Genomic DNA, 25,739 nt, shown 5'->3' with positions numbered 1-25,739 from the left:
ACTCATTAAGAGTGCGGGTACTTTTTTGCTCAATCGTCGGTACTGACCGTTCCTTTAGAAGGTTCTGATCAAGGGCGCGAAAAAGGGCTTTGGCACCATATGGGGAGTTAATGACGAGGCTGATATTCTCCATACTGATGCTGGCAACGAGGTGGCCCACCACGAGGTGAGCGTAATTGTGGGTAGAGGCCCAGTTTGTAGGTCTTATCTGGGTATAGGAAGTGCGTTATCCCACGCTGCCTATAATGCCCAGATCTTCCAGAATCCGCATATTTTTCAAGCTGGTCATAAAAATGACAGAAACTGGGTTTGATTGTGGTTGGGTTGTGGTTGGCTAGAAGTTTGTTAATAGCTCATTCGCGGTGGGGTGAACAGGTATCCGTTTTACCCTCGCTGCGGTAGCCAACTCATCTCCCAAGATCGCAACTGGAAGAGTTTTCTTCGTTCGCTTGTGACATGGTGAATAGGGGGCGTGAGGATCTTTGGGAAAAATGGCTCATACTTCCAGCGCACAGGGTAAAGTTTCACCCGTGGTGTGCGCTCTGGCACACCTTGGAAAATAGTACTGAACGGCGATAGCCAAGGAGCGTGCAAGGTGGCCCGTGTAGTAGTAAATGTTATGCCCAAAGCGGAGATTCTCGATCCCCAGGGCCAAGCCGTTGTTCGAGCGCTAGGACGCCTGAACATAAAGGGAATCACAGATGTGCGACAAGGCAAGCGCTTCGAAATAGAGGTAGACGAGAATATTAGTACTGAAGAGCTTGAGCATATGGCCGAAACCTTGCTGACCAATACTGTGATCGAAGAATTCGATATCGTTTTCGAAGCAGCCACGGGAGCAGCCCAATAATGAGCGCGAAGATCGGAGTTATTACTTTTCCTGGCACACTCGACGATGTCGATGCAGCACGCGCGGTGAGATATGCCGGCGCAGAAGCCATAAGCCTCTGGCACGCAGACCACGATCTCAAGGGAGTCGATGCGGTGGTTGTGCCTGGAGGCTTTTCTTATGGAGACTACCTGCGTAGTGGAGCGATCTCGGCATTGGCGCCTGTGATGCAATCAGTCATCGAACAGGCTGCTAAGGGCATGCCTGTGCTGGGAATTTGCAATGGATTCCAAATCCTCACCGAGGCTCACCTCCTCCCTGGCGCACTGACGAGAAACCAAGGATTGCATTTCCATTGCGTTGATACCTACCTCGAGGTCGTGCGTGCAGATACTGCGTGGACGAATACACTCTCCGAAGGCTCCCGCATCCTCGTCCCTGCTAAGCACGGCGAAGGTCGCTTCCAAGCGTCACAGGACACTGTAGACATGCTCGAAGGAGAGGGCCGAGTTGTCTTCCGCTATACCGATAACTTCAACGGCTCCATCAATGCCATTGCCGGTATTACGAGTGCCAATGGGCGCGTGGTGGGGTTGATGCCTCACCCAGAGCACGCCATCGAAACGTTAACAGGCCCCTCGGTCGACGGATTGGAATTATTCCTCTCCGCTGTTGGATCCATCGGTGCTTAAGAATATTGAGGAGAATTTCATGACTACTTTTAACGACACCGTGGACCATGCCCTTTCCACCCCAGATCTCGAGCAGCCCTACGCCTCGCTGGGTCTCAAAGATGATGAGTACGCCCGAATCAAAGAGATTCTGGGGCGGCGCCCCACCGATGCCGAATTAGCAATGTATTCGGTGATGTGGTCGGAGCACTGCTCGTATAAATCATCAAAGGTGCACCTGCGCTACTTCGGGGAAACCACCACGAAGCAAATGAGCGAGAAGATTCTCGCCGGCATCGGGGAGAACGCCGGTGTGGTTGATATCGGTGATGGTAACGCCGTGACTTTCCGCGTCGAATCCCATAATCACCCCTCCTATGTGGAGCCGCATCAGGGTGCAGCGACGGGGGTTGGAGGTATCGTCCGCGATATTATGGCCATGGGAGCGCGCCCCATTGCAGTGATGGATCAGCTTCGCTTCGGCCCCGCCGATGCCCCTGATACCTCGCGGGTGCTACCAGGTGTGGTGGACGGTATTTCCCATTATGGCAACTGTTTGGGTTTACCCAATATTGGTGGAGAAACCGTCTTCGATGAATCCTATGCTGGCAATCCTTTAGTCAATGCCCTGTGCGTGGGTACTCTCAAGGTAGATGAATTAAAACTTGCCTTCGCCTCGGGCTTAGGCAATAAAGTCATGCTCTTCGGCTCGCGCACCGGGCTCGACGGCATTGGAGGTGTCTCAGTTTTAGCCTCCGATACCTTTGAGGAGGGGGCTGAGCGGAAATTGCCGGCCGTTCAGGTGGGGGACCCCTTCGCAGAGAAGGTGCTGATCGAATGCTGCCTCGACCTATACCGGGCAGGTGTGGTTGTGGGCATCCAGGATCTTGGCGGTGCGGGGTTGTCCTGCGCGACCTCAGAGCTAGCGGCCGCCGGAGATGGTGGAATGGAGATCAACCTCGATGCAGTGCCGCTACGGGCGGCCAATATGCTTGCCGCCGAGATTCTGTGCTCGGAGTCTCAGGAGCGTATGTGTGCCGTGGTGCGTCCCGAGGATGTGGAGCGCTTCCGCGAGATCTGTGCTCACTGGGATGTCACCTGTGCCGAGATCGGTGAGGTGACAGATGGCGAACACCTCATCATCCGTCATCGCGGCGAGGTGGTGGTGGACGCACCAGCTCATACGATCGCCCACGAAGGCCCGGTCTATGAGCGGCCCTTCTCCCGCCCCGCCGACCAGGACGATATCCAGCGCTTCACCGGGGTGAAAAAGCCGAGCGAGGCTGCCGAGATGCGCCAGGTTTTGCTGGATATGATCGCCTCGCCGGCTTTGTGTTCGAGAGCTTTTATTACTGAACAGTATGATCGCTATGTGCGCGGCAATACCGTGCAGGCCCAGCACGCCAATGCTGGAGTGTTGCGTATTGACGAAGCAACAAAGCGCGGTGTGGCTATCTCTACTGACGCCTCTGGGCGTTATACCAAGCTTGACCCGAATACAGGTGCTCGCCTTGCTCTCGCTGAAGCGTATCGCAACGTCGCAGTTACTGGTGCTCGACCGGTAGCAGTCACAAACTGCCTAAATTTCGGTTCACCCGAGGATCCCGAAGTTATGTGGCAATTCCGAGAGGCAGTGCATGGCCTAGCCGATGGTGCTCAGGAGCTGGGAATTCCCGTTTCCGGTGGCAACGTGTCCTTCTATAACCAAACCGGCTCGGAAGCCATCCTGCCTACCCCCGTCGTGGGTGTTTTAGGAGTGATTGACAATGTCGAGCACTCTATCCCCAATCGTTTAGGCCCTACTGATCAGGTGGAAGAGATCTATCTGTTGGGGGAAACATTCGATGAATTCGGTGGCTCGATATGGCAGCAGCTTTCAGGTGCGGGCCTTAATGGACTTCCCCCTCATATTGATCTGCGAAATGAGGAAAAATTGGTAGAGTTCTTCGCCGATACTTCCCTTGTTACTGCCGCGCATGATCTTTCGGAAGGCGGATTGGGCACCAGCCTCGCCGAACTAGCCATTCACTCCCCAAAGTGTCTTAATATTGATTTAAGTGCTGTGGAGTTGGATCTATTCACGGCGCTATTCTCGGAATCGGCGTCGCGCGTAGTGGTCGCTACCTCGCGGGGTGAGGACGTGGAACAGCGGGCGAGTGAATTAGGCATTCCTTGCGTGAAGATTGGTCATACTTGCGGGTGCGGTTCTCTTAATATTCGCCAGCATGATGTGGAATTCTCCATCCCTGTTGCTGAGCTTAAAGAGGCGTGGTCTGACACACTGCCACGGCTTTTCGGCCACGCAGTTGGGGCTAACTCGGTTGTAGCCTAATTAAAGATAAGGCACCGGTTTTTTCTGCCGGTGCCTTGTTTTTATGCCGTGGTGGCGGCTTTAATCGAAGGAGGTAGTTTAAAAGAAGAAAGCAGGACTCATGTCGGCCGATAATCTGGTGCCCATCACTACATGGCGATTAGACCGCGGGGATCGTCCCGCCGCGCGTGGCCTCTATCATTTTTATGCCGCGTATGCCTTCAGTATTGCTGTTACCGTTCTCACCACTTATACATGGATCAACCACCCATGGCCGATTGGCCTAGCCGTCACAATTTATTCGGTTGGGGTCGTCGCTTTATTCGGAATTTCGGCCGCATACCATCGAGGTCCGTGGCGCAGCGCTCGGGCGGTGAGTTACTGGCAGACCGCCGATCATGCAACGATCGCCTTATTTATCGCCGCGACCTATACCCCCGTTGTCGTCATTACGCTGCCCGGGCACTGGATGCTTTATGGAATTTGGGCAGCGGCGCTCATCAGTGTGCTGCTGACTTTTATTCCGCACTACAAGGTATTCGACGTGGTAGTGTATCTCGGACTAGGCTGGGCGGCTGTCCCAATCATTCCGGCGATTTTAGATTTTGCCGGCCCCACGGTCATATGGCTCCTCGCCGCAGGGGGAGTGGTATATACCTTAGGTGCGCTCTTCTATGCGCTTAAGTGGCCCGGTAGGAAGGCAAAACTTTTCGGCTATCACGAGCATTTTCATCTTGCAACCGTAATCGCCGCTACCTTGCACCTGATTGCCGTGTGGATCTTGGTGGCCTAGAGATGGCAAGAAAACTCCCACCTCCTCGTGAGGCCGTCATGGCTATTTACTCGTGGATTATCGAAGCCACTGACCAACAGCCGCCACGAGCCGCGCTAGCAGCAGCCTGCCGTGCCACACTGTATACGCTTGAGACCATCGCCCCCGGGGCATCGGTGGAAGTGAGGGTGCCGCCCTTTGCTGCTATCCAGTGCATCCCAGGCCCTGCCCATACCCGTGGCACACCACCAAATATTGTAGAAATGGACCCCAAGACGTGGTTAAGATTGGCGTGCGGTTTAGAAGAATTCGCAGATAATCCGAGGATTTCCGCCTCAGGCACACGGGCACAAGAAATCAGTGGGTACCTACCCATTGTGAAAGTTTCTGCTAGGTGACCGTGCAAGGCGTCTGCATCGGCTACCATTGTCTAAGTGGCAGATAAAAAGACGCCTATGAGCGCTTATGATGATTTATCAGAATCCGCACCTCGCGAAGAGTGTGGGGTATTCGGAGTCTGGGCCCCAGGCGAAGAAGTATCAAAACTCACGTATTTCGGGCTTTTTGCCCTACAACATCGCGGCCAAGAAGCCGCGGGCATTGCGGTCGGCGATGGCCAACAAGTAGTAGTATTCAAAGATCTCGGACTCGTCTCGCAGATTTTCGATGAACAAACCTTAGAGTCCCTCCACGGTGATGTGGCCATCGGGCATACCCGTTATTCCACCGCAGGCGGGGTGACGTGGGCAAATTCTCAGCCCATGTTTCGGGTTGCCCCCGATGGCACCGATATCGCACTGGCGCACAACGGCAATATCGTCAACTACCTAGACCTGCTCGATCAAGCCCACGCGATGAGGTTGGTTGATAAGGCGACGCAACCCTCCGACTCCGATGTCATCACGGGTTTATTAGCGCATAGTATTTCCCAGCGCACCAGCCTTCTGGAATCTGCACGCACCCTTTTGCCTAGGCTCAAGGGTGCTTTTTGTTTAACCTTCACCGATGGCACAACGCTCTATGCCGCCCGCGATCCGCAGGGGGTTAGGCCGCTGTGTTTAGGGCGGTTGGATGCCGGTTGGGTCGTGGCCTCTGAAACGTGTGCGCTCGATATCGTGGGTGCGTCGTTTGTTCGCGATATCGAGCCCGGAGAACTGCTAGCCATTGACGCCAGTGGAATTCACTCCGAGCGCTTTGCCCAGGGGGAGAGAAAGTCCTGTGTCTTTGAGTACGTGTATCTAGCTCGCCCTGACTCAGTGATCAATGGCCGCTCCGTGAATGCCGCACGCCTTGAGATCGGGCGAAGACTGGCTAAAGAATGGCCCGCTGATGGGGATCTAGTGATTCCTGTTCCAGAATCGGGGGTACCAGCTGCCGTGGGTTATGCCCAAGCCTCTGGCATCCCCTTTGGTCAGGGCCTCGTTAAAAACGCCTATGTGGGCCGAACGTTCATTCAGCCCTCCCAAACTCTGCGCCAGCTAGGAATTCGACTCAAATTGAACCCTCTCCGTGAGGTTCTCGAAGGCAAGCGACTAATCGTGGTGGATGATTCAATCGTGCGCGGGAATACCCAGCGTGCCCTCATTCGCATGCTCCGCGAGGCAGGCGCGAGCGAGGTGCATGTGCGTATCGCGTCACCGCCGGTGAAATGGCCTTGTTTCTATGGCATTGACTTCGCGAGCCCCGGGGAATTAATCGCCAATGTGGTATCCGGTGTCGACGAAATGGTCACTAGCGTCTGTCAGGCTATAGGGGCAGATTCTCTGGGTTTTGTTTCCCAGGAGGGGATGGTGGCGGCGACGCATCAGCCGTCGCAGGATCTATGTATAGCCTGTTTCGATGGGAACTATTCTTTGGGTTTGCCCAAGGGAAATATTAATGCTGAATTAGTATCTGCCATTAAACGGGGTTCGTGTGGTGGCACCGAAGATAGAGGAGAATAATGAGCGACGATAATATGTCCTACGCAGCAGCGGGAGTCAGCATCGAGGCAGGAGATCAAGCCGTTGAGCTTTTCGCCCCGCTGGCCAAGCGGGCCACGCGCCCCGAAGTGCGCGGCGGCCTTGGCGGTTTTGCGGGGCTTTTTGCCTTAGGAAAATATGAGGAGCCTATCTTAGCGGCCGGCTCAGATGGAGTAGGAACCAAGGTAGCTATTGCTCAAGCTCTCGATATCCACAATACGATCGGTATTGATCTTGTGGCTATGTGCGTCGATGACCTCGTCGTCTGTGGAGCAGAGCCGCTCTTTTTACAAGACTATATCGCCGTTGGCCAAGTAGTGCCGGAGCATGTAGCCCAAATTGTTGAGGGGATCGCGGAGGGCTGCGTGCAGGCTGGTTGTGCTCTTCTAGGTGGTGAAACCGCCGAGCATCCCGGGTTGATGGAACCTGGGGAATATGATGTCTCGGCGACCGCAGTTGGGGTCGTTGAAGCCCGCGATCTGTTGGGGCCAGATCGCGTGCGCGCCGGCGATCAGGTGATAGCAATGGCAGCCTCGGGGCTGCATTCCAATGGCTACTCGCTCGCGCGTCACGTCTTGCTCGATAAAGCCGGGCTACCGCTTGACGGTTTCGTTGAGGAACTCGATCGCACCTTAGGCGAGGAGCTATTAGAGCCCACCCGTATTTATGCCAAAGACTGCCTCGCGCTTATTGACGAATGTGAGATCCGCACCTTCTGCCATGTCACTGGAGGGGGCCTCGCAGCGAACCTCGAGAGGGTCATCCCGCACGGCCTCGTCGCTGAATTAAGTCGCGCCACCTGGACTCCTGGCCCCATCTTCCGCCTCATCCAACGAGTGGGTAAGGTGTCGGTCGCTGAGATGGAGAAAACCTTCAATATGGGCGTAGGAATGGTGGCCGTGGTGGCGCCAGAAGATCTTGACCGCGCTCTCGCAATTCTCGCAGCCCGTCACATTGATGCATGGGTGCTCGGACAGATCCGTCCTGCCGATGATGATCGCTACGTTATCTTAAGTGGCGAGCACTAAAAAACCCTCAGCGCTCCCTTTCTAGCATAAAGGGAGCGCTGAGGGTTTTTAGTCTATCTCTCGGTCCACTCGGGATCATCAGGATAATCGGAGTAGTCCCCGTTATTTCTGCGCTCTTCCCGCTTTCGCGCCAGCTCCCGCTGGAGAGAATCCAGATCCATTTCTGGAGTGCTGTATTTTAACTGACGTGCAACCTTGGTCTGCTTTGCCTTCGCGCGACCGCGACCCATGGCATGACCCCCTTGGTATAAGCGGAGCAAGAATCCCCGGGGTGGGGAGAGCTCCATTGGCTTTAAAAAAACGTGTGTCCTATTCACATAGAATAGCCTTTTTATCGCGCTTTGTCCCGCTAAGCCCACGACCTGCTTAAAAAGGGTTGCGTAAGCGCTCGATTGCGCGCCTGCCCGCCTGGTCGTTATTTTCTGGCGGAATGCTATCTGGATCAACTGACAATGCGCACTCGCCAGCCTTGAGGGGACCATCTAAAGCCGAACGCTTGATCGCAGCTAAAGCAATGGGACCATAGTCGCAATCGTGCACAACAGTACCGATTCGGCCCACCGTGCGCCTGCTGCCTGCAATATCCATACCTGGGGCGGGTAGCTCGGGTGCCGAACCATCGAGGTGAACCATGACAATGACTCGAGGGCTTCGGCCTAGATTCTCCACCCGAGCGACAGTTTCCTGCCCTCGATAGCAGCCTTTGTTGAGGTGAACGGCATATTCAATGAGGTGAGGAGACTCATGGGGAATGGATGTTGCATCGAGGTCCTGGGCGACGTCGGGCATGACGTGGCGCACCCGCCACGCCTCATAGGCCATGAGTCCAACAGGCTGGTAGCCCCGGCCACGCAGCTCCTCGTCGACCACGTCGCGGTAAAGGGCGGAGTCGATAAGCACATCGGTGCGCCCGAATGGTCCTTGGCGGTGCGGATGCGCGCCAGCATAACCGCCGAAGACGGAAAGTACTTTCTTGTCACTCATGGTGACCTCTACCTGAGACCAAAAGATCATGGAGTGTAAATAGTCGTAGAGCTGTTCGGCGAGCGCGGAATCGAGGTAGAAAACACCCCCGTGATAGAGCACATCCATCTGGTTGATAATGCGGCCCTGGGCGGAAAGATCGAGCGCACTAAGGTAGGTATCGGGGGTGGGGTTGAGAAATTCTTGGGATAATAAATTATTGAGAAATTCATTCGCATCAGGCCCCGCAACTTCTACGACCCCGCGCTGCCAGCGATCGACGAAGGCTTGAGATTCCAAATAGCGCTGCTCAGACAGCGGATCTCCGTAATGCCAGGCAACGTGCGCCCAGCTTGGATGGGCATCGGGCAACTCTTGGGCGCCAGGGAGGGAAAGTAGAGGGGAAGAAAGACTCATATAAACCCATGGTAGCGATTAAAGTGACATTCATGGCAACAATTCCCGCTCCATTGATGCTCGCGATCGAACCCTTCGGAGGTTCGATCCGCAACCATAATATCAATCTCCCCTTTATTTACGCCGATGATGCCGCCGTCACCCGCGGCGATGGCATCTTTGAAACAGTGCTGCTGCGTAAAGGAAAACCGCGCAATTTCGATCGGCATTTTAGCCGCTTCACCCGCTCGGCAGAACTCCTTGACTTGCCCCATCCGATTGAAAAAGATTGGCGTCGAGCAACCGAAGAGGCCGCCGAATTATGGGGCACGGAGGTCGAAGGCACTATTACTTGGACCCTCAGCCGGGGGCGCGCGAGCACGGGGATCCCGAGTGCATGGCTGACCGTCAACCCAGTTTCTGAGCAGGTCATTATGCAGCGCGAGCAGGGTGTGGCAGTGCTGACCACTCCGCGAGGTTTTGTGATCACCAATCCTGAGAATGCCCCGTGGCTAGCCGGTGGAGCAAAAACACTCAGTTATGCCGCAACTATGGCGGCGCTACGGTGGGCTAGGGCTCATGGCTACGACGATGTGCTGTATACAGATGGGGATATCGTGCTGGAGGGTGCCACGAGCAATCTAATAACAGTGCGCGGAAATAAGATTCGCACCCCAAGCTCTAACCCCAATGTTCTGCCTGGCACTACCCAACAGGCGCTTTTTGAATACGCGACAGAAAAAGGGTGGCGCTGCGGGGAGCGCGAGATCACCCTCGACGATCTCTATAAGGCTGATAGCGTGTGGCTCATCAGTTCAGTCCGCCGCGGAGCGCGCATTCGCTCGCTCAACGGTGATGAGCTTGCAGCCCCCGACAACGAGGCCGAGGTGCGCAAACTCATCGAGAAAGCCACGCGGCGTTAGCCGATGACGCGGGCTAGTTCCGCGGACATACGAGGGGTGAGCTCACCATTGACATGGCGCTCATCTACCCAACCCAGATTGTTATTGGGCATAAGTCCATAGAGGCGTTTTCCAAGCCCCATTTTTCCCGGCCCCGTGGCGGTTACCATCGTGGAAGCGGATTCGATCTGCCAGGCTCGCTCATTGAGGGGCTCACCATAGAATATCTCCACGGCGCCGAGACTATGAGTGAGAATTACTTCAATTTCGTCTTGAAGATTAATGCGCCAAAATCCAGATTCACGAGCGAAAATCCCCAAAGATTCGCCCATGTCATCGGTTTTCCAGATCTTAGATTCAACCCCGAGATAATTCTCGCCATCATGGGAGAAGACGAGCTGCTGGCCGAATTCAAAATGAGTTCCAGTCTCGTCGATACCCTTCCCAGTGCCACGCCATACCCCGACCAGTGGCAGCAGTGCGAGCAATCCATCGTTAAGGCTGGGGCCTTCGCGGAGGTTGGCGGTGTCGTCTGGGATGGGAAGATCCCCAAGTCCTGGAATATTGCGGTGGGCGCAATCTTTCCACTGCTCGGCGGCGCGATCGACCGCCTCGGATCCAGACAGAGACATAGATGCAGATTGATCTGGGTTATTCATAAGGCATTAGCCTACCAAATCGGGTGCTGAAGACTATTGTGGTGGTCATGAAGGCGCTGATCATTGTCAACCCTAATTCCACGACTCAAAACTCGGAAATATTTCGCCATATTATTCCTAAGTTACTCGCGGTTCCAGGACTCCAGCTTAAGGCGCGTTTCACTCACCACCCAGGACATGCCCGAGATATTTGCTCCGGCCTCACGCGGGAGGATGCCGACGTCGTTATTGGCGTCGGCGGCGACGGGACTGTCAACGAATTAGTCAACGGCCTCTTAGGCCCAGTTGGTAGTCAACGCCCTCCAGAGCAGCTACCAGCTGTCGCAATGATCCCCACTGGTTCTGCCAACGTCTTCGTCCGCGCCCTGGGATTCCCACCAGAATCGATCCAGGCTGCTGAGGTCTTAGCCGAATTACTCGCCCATGATCGCGCGGTAGCCTGTGAAAAACTCAATCTAGGGACCTGGAACGATCAATGGTTTGTAGTCAACGCTGGTTTCGGATTAGACGCTGATGTGATCGAGAAAATGGAGCGAGTGCGCAGGAGCGGATTCGCCGCCACCCCGCTGCGCTATCTACGCGCCGCCTTCCACGTGTGGAATACCACTCGCCGCTATCCTCCGAGTATCAAACTAAAAGCCAGCACCTTGGACGGGGCTATATACAGTGAACGGTTGCCCTTTGTGATGGCGTCCAATACACACCCATGGACTTATCTAGGCCCCCTCCCCGTGGTAACCAATCCGCGTACCTCTTTCGCGCTAGGAATTGGTCTTTTCGGAGCTCGTAGCCTCGATGGAGTAGTCGGTGTCTTTGCTGTGATGAGGATGCTCGGGATCGCGCTCCCAGGGGCAATAAAGCGCTGGATTAACAGCCGTATTTTTGTCACTGACAACGTTGATTCCGTAGATATTCACTGCGATGCCCCGCAAAGTTTTCAAGTTGATGGCGAATTTGCGGGCGAATACGATCACGTACACCTCGGAGTCGTCCCCAGCGCCCTCGATATCTACTCTCCACCGAAGAAAATTCCCGCTAGCCCCGAGTCGGCGGTGCGGTTAGTACTGCGCTTTTTCGATATTCGGGTATAAAGGCCCAACCTCAACGGGTACACTTCGCTGTGTGCATTCAAAAACGAGGGAGCCCCCAGAGTAGGCGACAGCATCCGCTTGCTGCGGTAAAGGTAACTCCCGGGTATCAAAAGACCATCTAAAGGGTGCGAGAAGCTCCGCATCCACCCGAGGAGGGGCGTCGATAAGGTGATGCGGAATCAGTTGAAAAACTCCATTATCCAAACGAATGTGCGCCAGCACCGCGTAGCGCTGGCCGATCTGCTCAGGCGTGCCACGTAACACCACTTCGGCACTGTCTCCGCCTCTCGGCGAAATATCGTAAGGATGCATGAGCTCCACATCGGGAATACCCAGCGCAGCTCCAATACTCACCGCATCCACGTTGATCCGAGTACGCACTTGCTTGGCCATACTTCCCGCAAGCTCACCCTGATTTAGGCGCTCAACGGTGGTGTTAACCCCAAGAAAATTCTGACTAATGCGCAGCAACCCCCACGGCGGATAATTAATATCATTAAAAGCGATATACATATCGGGGATATCTTCCCTGACATAGTTGCCCACGAAGGGAAAGCCGCCAACATAAACCTCCGTGCCGGCGGGAAGGTGTTCCGCTAGCCGCCGCTCAGTCCGTGCCGCCAACGCTGTGTCACCGGCCCATGCTAAAAGCACAGCTGCTACCACGCTGATGAGGAAAAGATAACGAGCACGCACCTCATCATCATGACAGAATGACACAGAGCGCGCCACACCAATTAAGGTAGGGTCTATGACCCACAACGAAAACCTCGTACACCGTGTCCATACAGAAGCCGATCACTCGGCGCTGAAAGACCTCATTGAAGAAGTCTATGCCCACGATCATATTGCCCCCATCTCAGAGGGGTATATGCGCATTCTTGAGGGTAAAGCGCCCGGTGACTTGGAAGAAATTCGGGTGGACGATCAGCGCGCCGGGCTAGTGATCACCGATGAGGAGGGGGTCGCCGAGTTTTTCGTCGCACCTGTCTTTCGCAACCGAGGTGTGGGGCAACAGATCGCTAGAGATATACACGAAATGTGGGCTCATGGAGATCTAGCCCCCGCCCAGAAGATCGCAGCGCGACTTAATTTGAACAAAACCAGAGAGCTGCTGGTGATGGAAATCGATGGCGAAAATTTGGCTGGCGCGGTTTCCTTTAAGCTTGAGCACGGACTTCGCTTTGAGCATATGCAGCCCAATGATCCCCACGGTGACTTAGAATTCCTACGCGTTAATAATGAGGCCTTTGACTGGCACCCCGAACAGGGTGGATGGGATCAGACCCGCCTCGATTCCGCGCGATCGGCGGCGTGGTTTCGGTACGAAGACGTATTGCTGCTCAAAAAGGGGAGCGAGCTCATCGGCTTCCACTGGCTCAAGCGCCACGGCAACCTCGATGAGGGTGCTCCGGGAGAAATTTATGTGGTAGGCCTCGCCACCGCTGGGCGCGGGCGTGGCCTCGGTGGGCCACTAGTCGCAGCGGGTCTGCAGCACCTCGTGTCCCAGGGAGCCCAACGAGTGATCCTTTATGTTGAAAGTGATAATGAGCCCGCGGTCCGGCGCTACCGGGAAATGGGCTTTGAGATTATCGAACGTCACGTAGTCTATCGCCAGACCGAGGGGAGGACTAAAGCCTTAACTTAACCGCCAGAGTGCATAATATCTGCGCCCTCGGGTACTGATTCGTCCTCGGGATCATCGAGCCAGCCTTCAGGGAGCACCACCTTCGCCGGTGATCCCTGGCGCCCCCGTGGCCCCTCCGAGTCGAGGGCTCGTGCAGGAGAATCCGCGAAGGGTTTGAGAGCGCTATGCAACTCCGCCAGCGTACTAATGCGCGACAGTTCTGCGCGAGCCTCGCCGCCCACCGGAAAGCCTCGGAAATACCAGCCCATATGTTTGCGCAGGTCACGGCACCCCTTTGCTTCTCCGCCGTGGGCTATGAGTAATTCTGCATGGCGGGTAATGATCTCGGTTACCTCGCCGAGAGTAGGGCTGAGTGGGATGGGCTTATTATTTAAGGCGGCCGATAATTCGGCGAAGAGCCAGGGGCGTCCGAGACAGCCACGTCCCACCACCACGCCGTCACAGCCCGTTTGCTCCATCATGGCCTGCGCGTCATGAGCCTTAAAGATATCACCGTTACCTAAGACAGGAATTTCGGGAAGCGATTCCTTTAGTCTGGCGATCTCATCCCAGTGAGCATGGCCCGAATAGCGTTCCGCTGCTGTGCGGGCATGTAAAGCCACGGCTTGAGCGCCCTCAGAGTAGGCAATGCGTCCTGCGTCGATATGGGTGTGGTGCTCATCATCGATGCCGATCCGGAATTTCACCGTCACGGGAATATCGGTTCCTTCGACTCCTTTAACCGCAGCCGCGACGATATTACCAAAGAGTCGCCGCTTATAGGGGAGGGCAGATCCACCACCGCGCCTGGTCACTTTGGGGACCGGACAGCCGAAATTCATATCAATATGGTCGGCGAGGTTTTCATCGGCGATCATTCGTGCCGCACGGTAGGTGTCGTGTGGATCGGTGGTGTACAGCTGCATGGAGCGGGGGCTCTCATCGGGTCCGAAGGTGGTCATATGGAGTGTTTTTTCGTTACGCTCAACGAGTGCGCGTGCGGTGATCATCTCGCATATATACAGCCCAGCTACGGTTCCAGTGCGAGCTAGCTCCTGTTCGCGGCACAGGGTGCGAAAGGCTATATTGGTTACCCCCGCCATGGGTGCGAGGATAACGGGAGAATTGAGCGTAATGGATCCGATTGAGAGAGTCACAGCAGCTATCTTGTCATAAACGCCTCAGGCTTAACCACCGTTGGGGGTCGGGGGCGGGTTTCGCGAATTGCTCTCCATTTAGGGGTAAAGTAGGACGGGTAACTGGCGTCACCTTTATTGAAAAATGTTGCATTTAGCGTGAAGGGGTGCCACCTATTTTATCCCCCGTGCTCATGATGGGTATAGGGGTACACAGGAGGATTGTAATGAACGAACGTATTGCTAATGCCAAGTTGGCTAGCAAGGTCATGACAGCTGATGAGGCTGCACAATTCGTGAACCACGGCGACCACGTGGGCATCTCCGGATTCACTGGTGCCGGCTACCCTAAGGCTCTCCCTGGTGCCATTGCCCGTCGCGCGAAAGAAGCCCACGAGCGCGGCGATGAATTCATGATTGATCTCTTCACGGGCGCATCCACCGCCGACGATTGCGACGGTGTTCTGGCCGAGGCCAATGCCCTGCGATTCCGCACCCCTTACCAATCCGATCCCATCTTGCGCAGCAAGATTAACGACGGCACCACCCTTTATGCAGACTATCATCTCTCCGAGTCTGGAATGTATGTTGAGCAGGGCTTCTTTGGGCCCATGGATGTGGCCATCGTCGAAGCCGTACGCATCACCGAGGAAGGACATATCGTCCCATCCTCGTCGGTGGGTAATAATGTTGAATACCTCGATAATGCTGCCCGCATTATCATTGAGGTGAACTCCTGGCAGTCCCTCGAACTCGAGGGTATGGCCGATATCTACCGCATCAACAAATTGCCGAACCGCCAGCCTATCCCTATTACCGAGGCTGGTCAGCGCGTTGGTACCACCTATATCGATATCGACCTCGATAAGGTGGTCGCGGTTGTAGAGACTAACCACGCAGATCGCAATGCTCCGTTCAAGCCCATCGATGATCAATCGCGTCAGATTGCCGGCCACTTTTTGGACTTCCTCGAGGGCGAGGTAGCGGCTGGTCGACTCAGCTATGACGGCTATATCATGCAGTCGGGTGTGGGTAATGTGCCGAATGCCGTGATGGCAGGCCTGCTCGATTCCAAGTTTGAAAATATTCAGGCCTACACCGAGGTGATCCAGGACGGCATGGTCGATCTTATCGACGCTGGGAAGATGACGATCGCCTCCGCTACTTCCTTCTCGCTGTCGCCAGAATATGCGCACAAGATGAATGAGCAAGCGTCGAACTACGCGAAGAACCTCATCCTGCGCCCGCAGCAGATTTCCAACCACCCTGAAGTTGTGCGCCGTCTTGGCCTCATCGCCACCAATGGTTTAATCGAAGCCGATATCTACGGCAATGTTAACTCCACCAACGTGGCCGGATCTCGCATCATGAACGGTGTTGGCGGATCCGCAGACTTCACCCGCAATGCCTTTATTTCCTCCTTTATCACCCCATCGGATGCCAAGGGTGGGGCTATTTCGGCAATCGTGCCATTTGTTTCGCACGTGGACCACACCGAGCAAGATGTGAAGGTTCTCATCACCGAATATGGCTACGCTGATCTGAGAGGTCTAGCCCCAACCGAGCGGGCGCGCAAGGTTATTGCCATTGCGCACCCAGATTATCGTCCGCTGCTCGAGGAATACTACGAGCGTGCTCTACGCGTTGCTAAGGAGCGCAAGACCATGCAAACCCCGCATGATCTCAAGACTGCTCTATCCTTCCACGAGCGTTTCATTGAGACCGGCACTATGCGTAAATAATTCCTATAAGAACGCCCCTTCCCAATTGTGTGGGGAAGGGGCGTTCTTATAGCTTAAGCAGCGGTTTCTTTTAATTGAAGTGATGCGTTATAATATTCGAGTCGCTAGGGTTGCCTAGTGCTTTGGGCCTTTAGCTCAGCTGGTAGAGCTACGGACTTTTAATCCGCAGGTCCCGGGTTCGAGCCCCGGAGGGCCCACAAAATATCCAGCTACCATATGGTAGCTGGATATTTTATTTTCACGCTTGCGGCATTTTTTGGACAGTTCCAGTTACGTTGCGCGAATCCCTTCGACGGGCCATAGATCATCAGTATATGCGGAGCCCGAGTGGTGCGTCACGGTATCCATGATCGCCAATAACACTAGATCAAAACTAAAACTAAGTGCTCCACTCCGTAGAAGGAGAGGAGCACTTAGTTATGTTTCGTTCGAGCCAGGAACTCAGTAGTGGATAGTGTCTACTTTGCGAGACCAGGTTTTAGGATGCCTTTACCCTTGGGCGTACCAGGCTTCATGGGCTTTTCAGGAGCCGGGGCGGGTGCTGGCACTTGGAAAAGACTTTGGAAGAAATTGATGATCGCTGGAATATTGATAAGCAGAATGATCGCACTGATAATTCCGATCACGAGGCCCACGATTTCTCCGGTTGAGCTTCCGGTTGGATCCGTGGGAGGATCTACTGGGTCGTCGCCAATGACGGTGACGTTGATTTCTTTCACTACGGAGGATCCGTCTTTGAACGTCACCTTTACAGTGCGGGTTACCTGGTCGGGCTTGCTGGTATCAGCTTCGCTGATAACTTCGACAGTCGCTCCATCGGGGACGTTTAGGAGGCCCTCAGCTGGATCGAATACGTGGCCGACATTTACAGTTAGGTCTTCGGTGTCTACATCCATGATAGGTATGATGCCGAGGGCCTTGACCCGCAAAGCAACTTTTGTATCTTGGCACACTGCGGTGGCATCTGGGCCTGACTGGATGAATGTATTTGGCTCTGGGGTCACTGGATCGAAGATGTAAAATTCATTCTCGAAGCCTGTGGGCGCGGTATCAGGGACGGGAACTGGTTTGCTGATGGCATCCGGGTAATTGAGGGTTTCGGCAATGGTGGAGCCGGCGATGAGTGTTTTCTCCGCAAGAAGGTTCGTGCTAGTTTCCGACTCATAGTATTCTACGGCCACTGGTGGGGCCCAGACGTGCTTCTTGCCATCCAGATTCGTTCGTGGTGTTCTGTACGCGTACTCATCGTTTGGTGAACTGGAGCAGTTGACCGTTAGGGCGTCTGTTAAACTTCCAGCTGATTCGAATTCGACCAAGTCTTGTCCGAGGGAGTTTTTAGCCTTAGCCCCAGTAGGAAGATCGACAGTGCCACTATCTATGATCACAGCTAGATTTTCGGGCATTGTACCGTTCGGGACGTCAAATACAATGTCGCTTTGCTTGATGACGTTGGGCCCAGATGTCGCGTCTCCGAGTATATTCAGGCTTCCGGTAGCTTGGTCGTCCCGAGAGGTATCAATTCCGAGCGTCTCGCCTTTGATAGTGCTCGACCCCGAAACGTTATACGTGGAATTTTCAAATTGGAAGTCAGTTTTTTTGAAGGGAAAGGGAGGATCATTCTCACTCATTAATGAGCTGTCTTCGATATTGATTGAGTTGTGGAAGGTATTTAGGGAAACATAACCTTTTAAGAGCGCAGACCATGATGTCAGGGCGTTTTGAGGCGTGACAAGGATTGCTGACGTTCCGTTACGGAATGTAACGTCAGGGCGCGGCTTAGCCGTGTTTGGATTACGATTAACTGCCGAAAAGTTGTACCTATAGAGTGATGTCGATTTGAAATCGGTGTTGTCGAAGATCACCGGGAGCTCGGTGTAGAAGGCGACGCGAGCCTTTGACTTCTCAGAATTATGGTTTAGCTGAACATTCGAATTTTCAAATAGAACTGTGGAATTCTCGTTGTAGGATCGACTCGAGAAGATCATTGGAGCCTCTTTGTTTTCTTCACCAGCCGTGACATTTAGCGTGGTATCAGCAACTGTAAAGTTACCACGAATAAATTGGCCGTCTACGCCGTAGAATTCAGAAGGTCCGATATTAAAAACGCTCTCAGATGGTTTGTCACGGCCCCCATCGCCAGTGAGTACGACGGTATTATCAGCTGGAGCGGCCTGCAGAAAGTGAATTCCGTAGCCATTCGGCGATACGATGTTGACGGTGCCGTTATTTGTGAACGTTGAGGCGGCCGCGAATACTAGAGCGCCAACGGGGCCTCCAGGTGTGGTGTCGTCGATATTGACCGTCACCCCATCCTCGACTAAGAAGTCAACCGGCCGGGATACTGTAAGGCCGTCGTTAAGGCTCACATTTTCCACGAACTTAATAAGATCGTAGTCGGGGTTGACAATAGCAGCTTGTATGTCAGCTACTGTGCTTTGGGCGGTTACCTCAAATGTCTGGCCTGCAGCTGCGGCGACAGGTATGTTTGCCATCACGAGGCTGGTGCATACGAGCAGTGGCAACAGTTTGTATTGATTTCTCATAATAAATCACCTTAACGATTAAACGGTCAATACGCTAAATTTTGGAGCCTTAAGTAGCGGTAGTCACATTGTGCGGGGGTGGTTCTCTTTCTGTAAGAAACGCGATATTGAGATGGTAAGATAAGGGGCAATTCGGCGAGATTCTCGGACCATTTGGCCTCCATAATGTCCGGGAAGGTTAGTCCTACGCGATTGGCCGTAAGGAGTTGAAACCTCGTTTGCGGGTCTGCCGAGATAAGCATGTGGACGTAATGTGTACCTGTGCAGAATTTGAGACTTTAAGGCGAGTCCCTTCACGAGGTACTCGACCCGTCGAAGTGCGAGGAATAATTGATGTTGTCGGGGAGGGGATAAGGGGGGGTGACGATCAAAGACTCTCGAACCGGATGTTAAGAGAAGCAGCGGGCGTCCGGCAGGATGGCACCTTGGTTTGGGGTGTGGTCATTGCATCGCTCGAGTCAGTAGGGGAGGGCCTGAGCTAATTCAATACTAGGGAGGGTTAGCGACAAAACGTTATCTGGCATGGGAGTTTGCTCTTTCAAGATTCAATAGTTTAAGCTGTTAGAGCTGGCAACGGAAGATCGGCTTTCGGCTAATTCTGCTACAGCAATGCTCCCATCGTCTAGGGGCCTAGGACACCGCCCTTTCACGGCGGCGACACGGGTTCGAATCCCGTTGGGAGTACCAGAGCATATTTTATCAACCTAGGATTGCTCTACGGCCCTGTGGCGCAGTTGGTTAGCGCGCCGCCCTGTCACGGCGGAGGTCGCGGGTTCGAGTCCCGTCAGGGTCGCAGGATATAAAAGAGAACACTCATTGAGTGTTCTCTTTTTTGTGCTCAGTTGCCCTCAGATTGAAGGTCTCATAAGCCCTTGAAGTTCAATGCCAGCGATGGACGAGCCGCTATTGGCATTAAGGAACGTAGAACCTTATTAGCTGGAGCACTGGAATTCCGAAACCATGATCTTGCTTTGGTGCTAGCCTAGGAAGCGCAGGACGGTTAAGGCTGTATTGCTGAAAAAAAGGGTTGTGTAGTGCTGATTTGTTGCTTATCAAAGACCCCTGTAAAGTACTTAGACGTTGCACAGACAGTCTCCACGCTGTTTGGGCAACGTCATATATTTGGCCCTGTGGCGCAGTTGGTTAGCGCGCCGCCCTGTCACGGCGGAGGTCGCGGGTTCGAGTCCCGTCAGGGTCGCTCTCATAGAAATATGAGGAGTGGCGCGGTAGCTCAGTCGGTAGAGCGTCCGCCTGAAAAGTGGAAGGTCACCAGTTCGATCCTGGTCCGTGCCACCATGAGATCCCCGAGTGCAAAAGCGCTCGGGGATCATTTTGGTTAGGATAGGCGTATGACTAATAATACAAACCTCACCGTTGTTCACGACTCTCAGAATTCTTCGTATCACCTCATGGAGGGCACGACGCTCATCGGTCTGGCTGATTACCGGCAGATCGCCGAGCGGAGAAATTTCCACCATACGGAGATTTTCCCTGACTTCCAAGGGCGCGGTCTGTCTCAGGTGCTGATCAAGGGTGCACTGGATGATTCGATCGCCCAAGGTTTCACCATTAGGCCGAGCTGCTCTGCGGTTGCCCATTTTGTTTCCAAGAATCGGGAAACCTACGCTGATCACGTGAATTAGTGACAATGGTCGTTCGGCTACGAGCTGAACGACCACCTTTAAATCACAAAATTGCCGCCTTTAACATAAGTGTCTGGGTCGACGAGTTTTATGCACTCCTCATCGCGACGAGCCCGTGCTACCGCTGGGATTCCCACGGCAATATGCTTAGCTGGCACGTCCTTAGTTACCACCGCGTTGGCGCCAATCGCCGAACCTTCTCCGATCGTGATAGGTCCGAGAACCTTCGCCCCAGCGCCGATCGTGACATTATCTTCGATTGTGGGATGGCGTTTGGTCTGAGTGAGTACCTGCCCTCCGAGAGTTACGCCGTGATAGAGCATGACGCCCTCTCCGATTTCTGTGGTTTCACCGATTACGACACCCATGCCGTGATCGATGAAAAATCGACGGCCGATAGTCGCTCCTGGATGAATCTCGACCCCGGTTGCGAACCGGGTTAGCTGCGCCAAGACGCGAGCAGGACCCTTGATGTCTCGCACCCACAGCCAGTGCGCAATCCGATGCGACCAGATGGCGTGGAGTCCCGAATAAACTAGGGCGTTTTCGATATCGCCTCGGGTTGCAGGATCATGTTCGCGCGCATTGCGAAGATCCTCTCGAACCCGGGATATGAGCGTAATTAGCATAGTAAATAAGAGCCTAGCAGTGCCCGCGATAAGATGATATAAAAAGCCCCACGTGTAGACCGTGGGGCGGGGGCGACGGATCGTTATTAGTCGCGGATATCGTCGTAGAGGACGGTGGAGACATAACGCTCACCGAAGTCGCATATAATAGTCACAATGGTCTTGTCGCGATTTTCCTCGCGCGCGGCTAGTTCGAGGGCGGCTTTCACGTTTGCGCCTGCGGAGATTCCGCCGAGTATTCCTTCCTTAGCACTGAGCTCGCGGGAGGCGGCGATAGCGTCCTCATTGCTGACTGTTAGGACGTCATCGTAGATTTTCTGATTGAGAATCTCCGGGATGAAGTTGGCGCCCAATCCCTGAATTTTGTGGGGGCCGGCTTTACCAGTAGACAGCAGGGGCGAAGCAGCAGGTTCGACCGCGTATATTTGAATGTCTGGCTTATGCTTGCGCAGAGTTTCGCCCGCGCCTGTAACGGTACCGCCAGTACCGACGCCGGCCACAAAAATATCGACGTTGCCATCGGTGTCGCGCCAAATCTCCTCGCCAGTAGTGCGGCGGTGAACCTCAGGGTTGGCGGCGTTGGCGAACTGGCGGGCTAGTATCGTCCCCTCACGTTCCTTAACGATTTCGTTGGCCTTATCTACCGCCCCTTGCATGCCAGCAGCACCAGGAGTGAGGATGATCTCGGCGCCGTAGGCGCGAAGAAGAACGCGGCGTTCGTTAGACATTGTTTCTGGCATTGTGAGCACGACATTATAGCCGCGAGCCGCGCCAACCATGGCGAGTGCTATACCAGTATTACCCGACGTTGCCTCAACGATTGTGCCCCCTGGCTTCAGGGCACCGTCTTTTTCCGCAGCGTCGATAATAGCCTTGCCGATTCGATCCTTAACAGAATGTGCAGGCCCGAAAAATTCGAGCTTGACGAGGACGTTACCTGGCAGATCTTTATCCAATCGGTTTAGTCGTACAAGTGGTGTGTCACCGATGGTGTCGAGAATTGAGTTCAGAATTTTAGCCATTGCGTGCTAGTCCTTAAATTTCGGTTGTACTGTTATCTAAATTTTTAAAAGAACGACGTCTTCATAGGGCTCCACTATAGCAAATCAATAGACCGCTGTGTCTACCGTATACTTTCGATCATCTAGTAAATTAGACAGCTACCAGTGTAGAGATTAATTCATTGAACGCGATTGTCAACGCTGATATTGCTGATTCATGCCAGGAGAAGGTTGTGGCGGTAGTCATTGCATTCGATAAATACGCATAGTTTAGACAGTTATGAAATCTGCTAAGGCATTTATTTTCATTGGGAGAATGTGCAAAGTATCTCAATAATCAGAACTGCTATCGTTAAATAAAAGTAAAAATGTCCGTTTTTTAGGAGAAACTTAAACAAAATCTACCCCCGTTCCCTTCCGACTGTTATCAAGGGAATTGACGCGGCAAAGAGGGCATAGAGAGTTCTGGGCGGGGGTGGGTAAATCTGGATTAAATTCTCAGTTCTCAGCCATTTTGCTCGTGAGTGTCAAGTAATACAGCCGAATATATGACAAAAACTAATGATATTTAGGCTTAAAGAAAACTTAGAAAAAGGCACCCATTAAGGGGCGAATGGACACAGTTAGGCGGCAATCTCTACCCCCATTTTGTGAATTTTCTCCACGCATCGGAAAATTTCGGACATGCGGGTGCCTTTACCTCACCCCCACCACATTGGTATAATTTCGCTGGACTTCTTTCCAGTCTTCGAAGAAAAGCGGCTTTAACCCGCGCGCTGCGGGGGTGGTTGGATGTCCATATCTATGGCCGATCCCGGCGGTACAGTGAGCGGTTCGTTTTTACCCCCGACCGCTTGGGCGTTCGAGAACGGTTAATAGATCAGCTAAGGAAAAATTCCTTATCTCTCAAGAAAGACCGGAGGTTAGCAGTGGATACCCAGCGACTGAAAGACGATGAAGATGCCGTTCGTTCGGCACTTGCCTCGCTGAAGACTGCAACTGGCATTCCCGTTACAATGTTTGCGGCGCTTACGCCGGACAATCGACTTCAAATCACTCAGTGGGTTGGTCTGCGAACGCCTGCGCTTCAGAATCTCGTCATTGAGCCTGGTGTTGGAGTGGGCGGTCGGGTCTTGACCACAAAGCGTCCGGTTGGAGTTTCGGACTACACGCGTGCGACGGTCATTTCCCACGAGCTTGATGCCCTTATCTACGACGAAGGCCTGCATTCTGTGGTGGCAGTACCAGTCATTGTTAACCGTGAGGTACGCGGCGTGCTCTATGTCGGTGTGCATTCACCGGTGCGATTGGGCGATAAGGTCATCGAAGAGGTGACAATGACAGCTCGCTGCCTCGAACAAGAATTTGCTATTAATACATCCTCAAGGCGCGCTGAGGGATTGCGTGGAGGCGCTACCAAGGGACGCATGATGAATGGTGCGGAGTGGGAGCAAATCCGTGCGACCCATTCGAAATTACGAATGCTCGCTAACCGTCTAGACGATGAGACTCTACGGGCCGAATTAGAGGAATTATGCGATCAAATGGTTGCTCCCGTGCGAGTGAAGCAAACGACGAAACTGTCTGCGCGTGAAATAGACGTACTCTCGTGCGTGGCCTTAGGGCATACAAATGTTGAGGCCGCTGAGGAAATGGGTATTGGTGCCGAAACGGTCAAGAGCTATCTGCGTTCTGTTATGCGCAAACTCGGTGCACACACCCGCTATGAGGCCGTCAACGCGGCTCGGCGCATCGGTGCTCTACCTTAAAGCAAGACACAATGAAGCCACCCCGAAAAGGATTTGGGGTGGCATTTTTTGTTATGCGCCCTCGCGCTTGCCGCCAGGGACCCACTTCACGTCGCCGTCGGGATTGGCCAATCGGCACAAGATGAACAGCAAATCTGAGAGCCTATTGAGGTATTTCGCGGGCATGACGGATGTGGTGTCAGGATAGGCCTCCACCGCCTCCCATGCAGAGCGCTCAGCTCGTCGGCATACAGTTCGTGCGATATGCATAAGTGCTGCCTGCTGAGTTCCTCCCGGCAGAATAAAAGAATCTAAGGGTACAAGCAATTCGTTGAAGTGATCGCAATCAGCCTCTAAACGGCTGATATAGTCGGGCGTTATTCGCAAAGGCTCGTAGCCTAAATCCTCCTTTATAGGTGTAGCCAGATCAGCGCCAGCGTCGAAAAGCTCATTCTGAATACGTCTGACTATGTCCAGAATCTTCTCGTCGAGGGAGGCGAGCGCCACCACATGACCTAGGTGTGCGTTGAGTTCGTCGCACTCGGCATAGGCCACCAATCGCGGATCATTTTTTGGTACCCGCGAGAAGTCTGACAGACCAGTCGTACCGTCATCGCCGGTGCGGGTATATATTTTTGTCAAGTGAACAGCCATATCTCCACAGTACCCGCAAATTAAGTATGCTTAGGCCTTGTGAGCGATCGATTTTTGGTAAAAGGTGGCGCAACTCTCCGTGGATCAGTGAGCGTCAGCGGTGCGAAGAACAGCGTACTCAAACTTATGGCGGCAGCATTGCTCGCTGAGGGGACCACCGTGCTTAGAAATTGCCCTGAAATCCTCGATGTTCCCCTCATGGGCGAGGTTCTCGAGGGGCTGGGCTGCACCCTCAGTATTGACGGCTCCACGGTGAGTATCACTACTCCCGCTACACTGTCGTCCGAGGCCGACTTCGACGCGGTGCGACATTTTCGCGCGTCAGTATGCGTCCTGGGTCCTCTCACCGCCAGGTGTGGTCGCGCCGTAGTGGCACTACCTGGAGGGGATGCCATTGGATCGCGACCTCTGGATATGCATCAGTCTGGGCTGGAAAAGATGGGCGCACGAACCTTTATCAAACACGGTGCTGTAGTCGCCGAAGCTGGTGGTCTGCACGGAGCTGATATCCGCCTGGATTTCCCCTCCGTGGGTGCGACTGAAAATATCCTGACTGCGGCCGTCTTAGCCAAAGGCACGACGATATTGCATAACGCTGCCCGCGAGCCCGAAATTGTCGACTTATGCCGCATGTTAAGTGAAATGGGTGCGGATATTACCGGAGAAGGTACCTCAACCATCACCATTACTGGGGTCGAGCGGCTGCAGCCTGCTGACCATATCGTTATTGGCGACCGCATAGTGGCAGGAACCTGGGCGTACGCAGCAGCCATGACTCAAGGCGATATCACTGTAGAAGGCATTGATCCCAAAAATCTTCACCTTGCCTTGGAAAAGTTGAAAGGTGCGGGAGCTGTGGTCGAATCCTATGAACACGGCTTTAGAGTGACCATGAACCGCCGACCCAGCGCAGTTGATTATCAGACTCTCCCTTTTCCTGGGTTCCCCACCGACCTTCAGCCCATGGCAATTGGTTTATCTACCGTCGCTGATGGAACGAGCGTCATTACCGAGAATATCTTCGAATCGCGTTTCCGTTTTGTCGACGAATTACTGCGCCTGGGTGCAGATGCCACAGTAGATGGCCACCATGTGGTTCTGCGCGGAGTAAAGCAACTAAGTTCAACGACTGTGTGGTCTTCGGATATCCGTGCTGGCGCTGGCCTTGTCCTAGCTGCGTTGTGTGCCGAGGGAACGACGGAGGTTCGCGACGTGCACCATATTGATCGTGGTTACCCTCAGTTTGTAGAGAACCTCCAAAGGTTGGGAGCTGAAATACAACGCGTAGGTAACTAGCATTTACCCGTTGTGTGCTGGGGATTTGTGTGTTTGGTGTGGGGTGTGTAGTTTTATGTGGGTCGTTGCGGCCAGGGTTGGTCGTGGTGGTGCATGAGCTTGGTGCGATTTGACGCTGTGTGGTGTTAGGTTGTATG

23 protein-coding genes and 5 tRNA genes are annotated in these 25,739 nt (G+C 53.9%); 19 read left to right on the top strand and 9 right to left on the bottom strand.

Going from position 1 to position 25,739, the window contains the following annotated elements:
* Window positions 1–595 precede the first annotated feature (595 nt).
* From purS to purM, 7 genes are all read left to right on the top strand, one after another.
* Window positions 596–850 (top strand): phosphoribosylformylglycinamidine synthase subunit PurS, encoded by a 255-nt coding sequence (purS, locus tag NXS13_RS05715; RefSeq protein WP_259078934.1) that lies wholly within the window; start codon window positions 596–598, stop codon window positions 848–850.
* Entirely contained in the window at window positions 850–1,521 is a 672-nt protein-coding gene (gene purQ / locus NXS13_RS05710; protein ID WP_259078939.1) for a phosphoribosylformylglycinamidine synthase subunit PurQ, read from the top strand. Before purS ends, purQ begins: the two co-directional genes overlap by 1 nt.
* 19 nt (window positions 1,522–1,540) lie before the next feature.
* Window positions 1,541–3,832, top strand: a complete 2,292-nt coding sequence (purL, locus tag NXS13_RS05705) for a phosphoribosylformylglycinamidine synthase subunit PurL (protein ID WP_259078943.1) — start codon at window positions 1,541–1,543, stop codon at window positions 3,830–3,832.
* A gap of 100 nt (window positions 3,833–3,932) precedes the next feature.
* Window positions 3,933–4,604 (top strand): hemolysin III family protein, encoded by a 672-nt coding sequence (locus NXS13_RS05700; RefSeq protein ID WP_259078946.1) that lies wholly within the window; start codon window positions 3,933–3,935, stop codon window positions 4,602–4,604.
* A 2-nt stretch (window positions 4,605–4,606) separates the two neighbouring features.
* On the top strand, window positions 4,607–4,981 hold the full coding sequence (locus NXS13_RS05695) for a sterol carrier family protein (protein WP_259078952.1): 375 nt from the start codon (window positions 4,607–4,609) through the stop codon (window positions 4,979–4,981).
* A 57-nt stretch (window positions 4,982–5,038) separates the two neighbouring features.
* Window positions 5,039–6,526 carry an amidophosphoribosyltransferase gene (gene purF, locus NXS13_RS05690; protein WP_259078954.1) on the top strand — a complete coding sequence of 496 codons (1,488 nt, stop codon included), beginning with the start codon at window positions 5,039–5,041 and terminating at the stop codon, window positions 6,524–6,526.
* Window positions 6,526–7,572, top strand: a complete 1,047-nt coding sequence (gene purM / locus NXS13_RS05685) for a phosphoribosylformylglycinamidine cyclo-ligase (RefSeq protein WP_259078956.1) — start codon at window positions 6,526–6,528, stop codon at window positions 7,570–7,572. Before purF ends, purM begins: the two co-directional genes overlap by 1 nt.
* 53 nt (window positions 7,573–7,625) lie before the next feature.
* Here purM and NXS13_RS05680 read toward each other — a convergent pair whose 3' ends face one another.
* Window positions 7,626–7,802 (bottom strand): DUF3073 domain-containing protein, encoded by a 177-nt coding sequence (locus NXS13_RS05680; RefSeq protein WP_259078958.1) that lies wholly within the window; start codon window positions 7,800–7,802, stop codon window positions 7,626–7,628.
* A 136-nt stretch (window positions 7,803–7,938) separates the two neighbouring features.
* Window positions 7,939–8,952 carry a folate-binding protein YgfZ gene (locus NXS13_RS05675; RefSeq protein WP_259078960.1) on the bottom strand — a complete coding sequence of 338 codons (1,014 nt, stop codon included), beginning with the start codon at window positions 8,950–8,952 and terminating at the stop codon, window positions 7,939–7,941.
* Between the two features lie 32 nt (window positions 8,953–8,984).
* Between NXS13_RS05675 and NXS13_RS05670 the strand changes: the two genes are divergently transcribed.
* Window positions 8,985–9,854: an aminodeoxychorismate lyase gene (locus NXS13_RS05670; protein ID WP_259078961.1), complete on the top strand. Its 870-nt coding sequence runs from the start codon at window positions 8,985–8,987 to the stop codon at window positions 9,852–9,854.
* Here NXS13_RS05670 and NXS13_RS05665 read toward each other — a convergent pair.
* Complete coding sequence (locus tag NXS13_RS05665) at window positions 9,851–10,492, bottom strand: FABP family protein (protein ID WP_259289482.1); 642 nt, start codon at window positions 10,490–10,492, stop codon at window positions 9,851–9,853. The genes NXS13_RS05670 and NXS13_RS05665 overlap by 4 nt on opposite strands.
* A 47-nt stretch (window positions 10,493–10,539) precedes the next feature.
* On the opposite strand from NXS13_RS05665, the gene NXS13_RS05660 reads away from it, so the two are divergent.
* Window positions 10,540–11,583 carry a diacylglycerol kinase family protein gene (locus NXS13_RS05660; RefSeq protein ID WP_259158507.1) on the top strand — a complete coding sequence of 348 codons (1,044 nt, stop codon included), beginning with the start codon at window positions 10,540–10,542 and terminating at the stop codon, window positions 11,581–11,583.
* Here NXS13_RS05660 and NXS13_RS05655 read toward each other — a convergent pair.
* Window positions 11,551–12,315, bottom strand: coding sequence for a DUF2993 domain-containing protein (locus NXS13_RS05655; protein WP_259289481.1), 765 nt, complete (start codon window positions 12,313–12,315; stop codon window positions 11,551–11,553). The two genes, NXS13_RS05660 and NXS13_RS05655, sit on opposite strands and share 33 nt — an antisense overlap.
* A 19-nt stretch (window positions 12,316–12,334) precedes the next feature.
* Between NXS13_RS05655 and mshD the strand changes: the two genes are divergently transcribed.
* On the top strand, window positions 12,335–13,231 hold the full coding sequence (mshD, locus tag NXS13_RS05650) for a mycothiol synthase (protein WP_259158385.1): 897 nt from the start codon (window positions 12,335–12,337) through the stop codon (window positions 13,229–13,231).
* On the opposite strand, the gene dusB is transcribed toward mshD, so the two are convergent.
* The gene (dusB, locus tag NXS13_RS05645) at window positions 13,228–14,367 is read right to left on the bottom strand and encodes a tRNA dihydrouridine synthase DusB (protein ID WP_259289480.1); all 1,140 of its coding nucleotides are present in this window, start codon (window positions 14,365–14,367) and stop codon (window positions 13,228–13,230) included. The genes mshD and dusB overlap by 4 nt on opposite strands.
* 206 nt (window positions 14,368–14,573) lie before the next feature.
* Between dusB and NXS13_RS05640 the strand changes: the two genes are divergently transcribed.
* On the top strand, window positions 14,574–16,088 hold the full coding sequence (locus NXS13_RS05640; RefSeq protein WP_259158382.1) for an acetyl-CoA hydrolase/transferase family protein: 1,515 nt from the start codon (window positions 14,574–14,576) through the stop codon (window positions 16,086–16,088).
* 124 nt (window positions 16,089–16,212) lie between these two features.
* Window positions 16,213–16,285 (top strand) — tRNA-Lys (locus tag NXS13_RS05635).
* 261 nt (window positions 16,286–16,546) lie between these two features.
* Here the strand turns inward: NXS13_RS05635 and NXS13_RS05630 are convergent.
* The gene (locus NXS13_RS05630; RefSeq protein WP_259289479.1) at window positions 16,547–18,631 is read right to left on the bottom strand and encodes a Rib/alpha-like domain-containing protein; all 2,085 of its coding nucleotides are present in this window, start codon (window positions 18,629–18,631) and stop codon (window positions 16,547–16,549) included.
* A gap of 611 nt (window positions 18,632–19,242) precedes the next feature.
* On the opposite strand from NXS13_RS05630, the gene NXS13_RS05625 reads away from it, so the two are divergent.
* The 5 genes from NXS13_RS05625 (at window position 19,243) to NXS13_RS05605 (ending at window position 20,274) form a co-directional block, all read left to right on the top strand.
* A tRNA-Glu gene (locus tag NXS13_RS05625) sits at window positions 19,243–19,318 on the top strand.
* 32 nt (window positions 19,319–19,350) lie between these two features.
* Window positions 19,351–19,424 (top strand) — tRNA-Asp (locus NXS13_RS05620).
* A 331-nt stretch (window positions 19,425–19,755) separates the two neighbouring features.
* Window positions 19,756–19,829 (top strand) — tRNA-Asp (locus tag NXS13_RS05615).
* A 22-nt stretch (window positions 19,830–19,851) separates the two neighbouring features.
* Window positions 19,852–19,927, top strand: a tRNA-Phe gene (locus NXS13_RS05610).
* A gap of 53 nt (window positions 19,928–19,980) precedes the next feature.
* Window positions 19,981–20,274 carry a GNAT family N-acetyltransferase gene (locus NXS13_RS05605; RefSeq protein ID WP_259078971.1) on the top strand — a complete coding sequence of 98 codons (294 nt, stop codon included), beginning with the start codon at window positions 19,981–19,983 and terminating at the stop codon, window positions 20,272–20,274.
* Window positions 20,275–20,312: 38 nt separating this feature from the next.
* Here NXS13_RS05605 and epsC read toward each other — a convergent pair whose 3' ends face one another.
* Together epsC and cysK are read right to left on the bottom strand one after the other, a co-directional pair.
* Complete coding sequence (gene epsC / locus NXS13_RS05600) at window positions 20,313–20,903, bottom strand: serine O-acetyltransferase EpsC (protein WP_259078972.1); 591 nt, start codon at window positions 20,901–20,903, stop codon at window positions 20,313–20,315.
* An 86-nt stretch (window positions 20,904–20,989) separates the two neighbouring features.
* Window positions 20,990–21,925 carry a cysteine synthase A gene (cysK, locus tag NXS13_RS05595; RefSeq protein ID WP_259158378.1) on the bottom strand — a complete coding sequence of 312 codons (936 nt, stop codon included), beginning with the start codon at window positions 21,923–21,925 and terminating at the stop codon, window positions 20,990–20,992.
* A gap of 908 nt (window positions 21,926–22,833) precedes the next feature.
* Between cysK and ramA the strand changes: the two genes are divergently transcribed.
* On the top strand, window positions 22,834–23,673 hold the full coding sequence (ramA, locus tag NXS13_RS05590) for an acetate metabolism transcriptional regulator RamA (protein ID WP_259078983.1): 840 nt from the start codon (window positions 22,834–22,836) through the stop codon (window positions 23,671–23,673).
* Between the two features lie 51 nt (window positions 23,674–23,724).
* On the opposite strand, the gene NXS13_RS05585 is transcribed toward ramA, so the two are convergent.
* Window positions 23,725–24,306 carry a cob(I)yrinic acid a,c-diamide adenosyltransferase gene (locus tag NXS13_RS05585; protein ID WP_259289478.1) on the bottom strand — a complete coding sequence of 194 codons (582 nt, stop codon included), beginning with the start codon at window positions 24,304–24,306 and terminating at the stop codon, window positions 23,725–23,727.
* A gap of 39 nt (window positions 24,307–24,345) precedes the next feature.
* On the opposite strand from NXS13_RS05585, the gene murA reads away from it, so the two are divergent.
* On the top strand, window positions 24,346–25,602 hold the full coding sequence (gene murA / locus NXS13_RS05580) for a UDP-N-acetylglucosamine 1-carboxyvinyltransferase (RefSeq protein ID WP_259289477.1): 1,257 nt from the start codon (window positions 24,346–24,348) through the stop codon (window positions 25,600–25,602).
* Window positions 25,603–25,739: the final 137 nt, after the last annotated feature.

The sequence above is a fragment of the Corynebacterium sp. ES2730-CONJ genome (assembly GCF_024834055.1).
Lineage (GTDB): Bacteria > Actinomycetota > Actinomycetes > Mycobacteriales > Mycobacteriaceae > Corynebacterium.
Note: the sequence above shows the minus strand (reverse complement) of the source record. Positions and strands in the feature narration are given on the sequence as shown.

Coding starts and splice junctions, on each gene's coding strand:
- purQ (WP_259078939.1), top strand. CDS start 850: ATGAGCGCGAAGATCGGAGTTATTACTTTTCCTGGCACACTCGACGAT.
- purL (WP_259078943.1), top strand. CDS start 1,541: ATGACTACTTTTAACGACACCGTGGACCATGCCCTTTCCACCCCAGAT.
- NXS13_RS05700 (WP_259078946.1), top strand. CDS start 3,933: ATGTCGGCCGATAATCTGGTGCCCATCACTACATGGCGATTAGACCGC.
- NXS13_RS05695 (WP_259078952.1), top strand. CDS start 4,607: ATGGCAAGAAAACTCCCACCTCCTCGTGAGGCCGTCATGGCTATTTAC.
- purF (WP_259078954.1), top strand. CDS start 5,039: ATGAGCGCTTATGATGATTTATCAGAATCCGCACCTCGCGAAGAGTGT.
- purM (WP_259078956.1), top strand. CDS start 6,526: ATGAGCGACGATAATATGTCCTACGCAGCAGCGGGAGTCAGCATCGAG.
- NXS13_RS05680 (WP_259078958.1), bottom strand. CDS start 7,802: ATGGGTCGCGGTCGCGCGAAGGCAAAGCAGACCAAGGTTGCACGTCAG.
- NXS13_RS05675 (WP_259078960.1), bottom strand. CDS start 8,952: ATGAGTCTTTCTTCCCCTCTACTTTCCCTCCCTGGCGCCCAAGAGTTG.
- NXS13_RS05670 (WP_259078961.1), top strand. CDS start 8,985: ATGGCAACAATTCCCGCTCCATTGATGCTCGCGATCGAACCCTTCGGA.
- NXS13_RS05665 (WP_259289482.1), bottom strand. CDS start 10,492: ATGAATAACCCAGATCAATCTGCATCTATGTCTCTGTCTGGATCCGAG.
- NXS13_RS05660 (WP_259158507.1), top strand. CDS start 10,540: ATGAAGGCGCTGATCATTGTCAACCCTAATTCCACGACTCAAAACTCG.
- mshD (WP_259158385.1), top strand. CDS start 12,335: ATGACCCACAACGAAAACCTCGTACACCGTGTCCATACAGAAGCCGAT.
- NXS13_RS05640 (WP_259158382.1), top strand. CDS start 14,574: ATGAACGAACGTATTGCTAATGCCAAGTTGGCTAGCAAGGTCATGACA.
- NXS13_RS05630 (WP_259289479.1), bottom strand. CDS start 18,631: ATGAGAAATCAATACAAACTGTTGCCACTGCTCGTATGCACCAGCCTC.
- NXS13_RS05605 (WP_259078971.1), top strand. CDS start 19,981: ATGACTAATAATACAAACCTCACCGTTGTTCACGACTCTCAGAATTCT.
- epsC (WP_259078972.1), bottom strand. CDS start 20,903: ATGCTAATTACGCTCATATCCCGGGTTCGAGAGGATCTTCGCAATGCG.
- cysK (WP_259158378.1), bottom strand. CDS start 21,925: ATGGCTAAAATTCTGAACTCAATTCTCGACACCATCGGTGACACACCA.
- NXS13_RS05585 (WP_259289478.1), bottom strand. CDS start 24,306: ATGGCTGTTCACTTGACAAAAATATATACCCGCACCGGCGATGACGGT.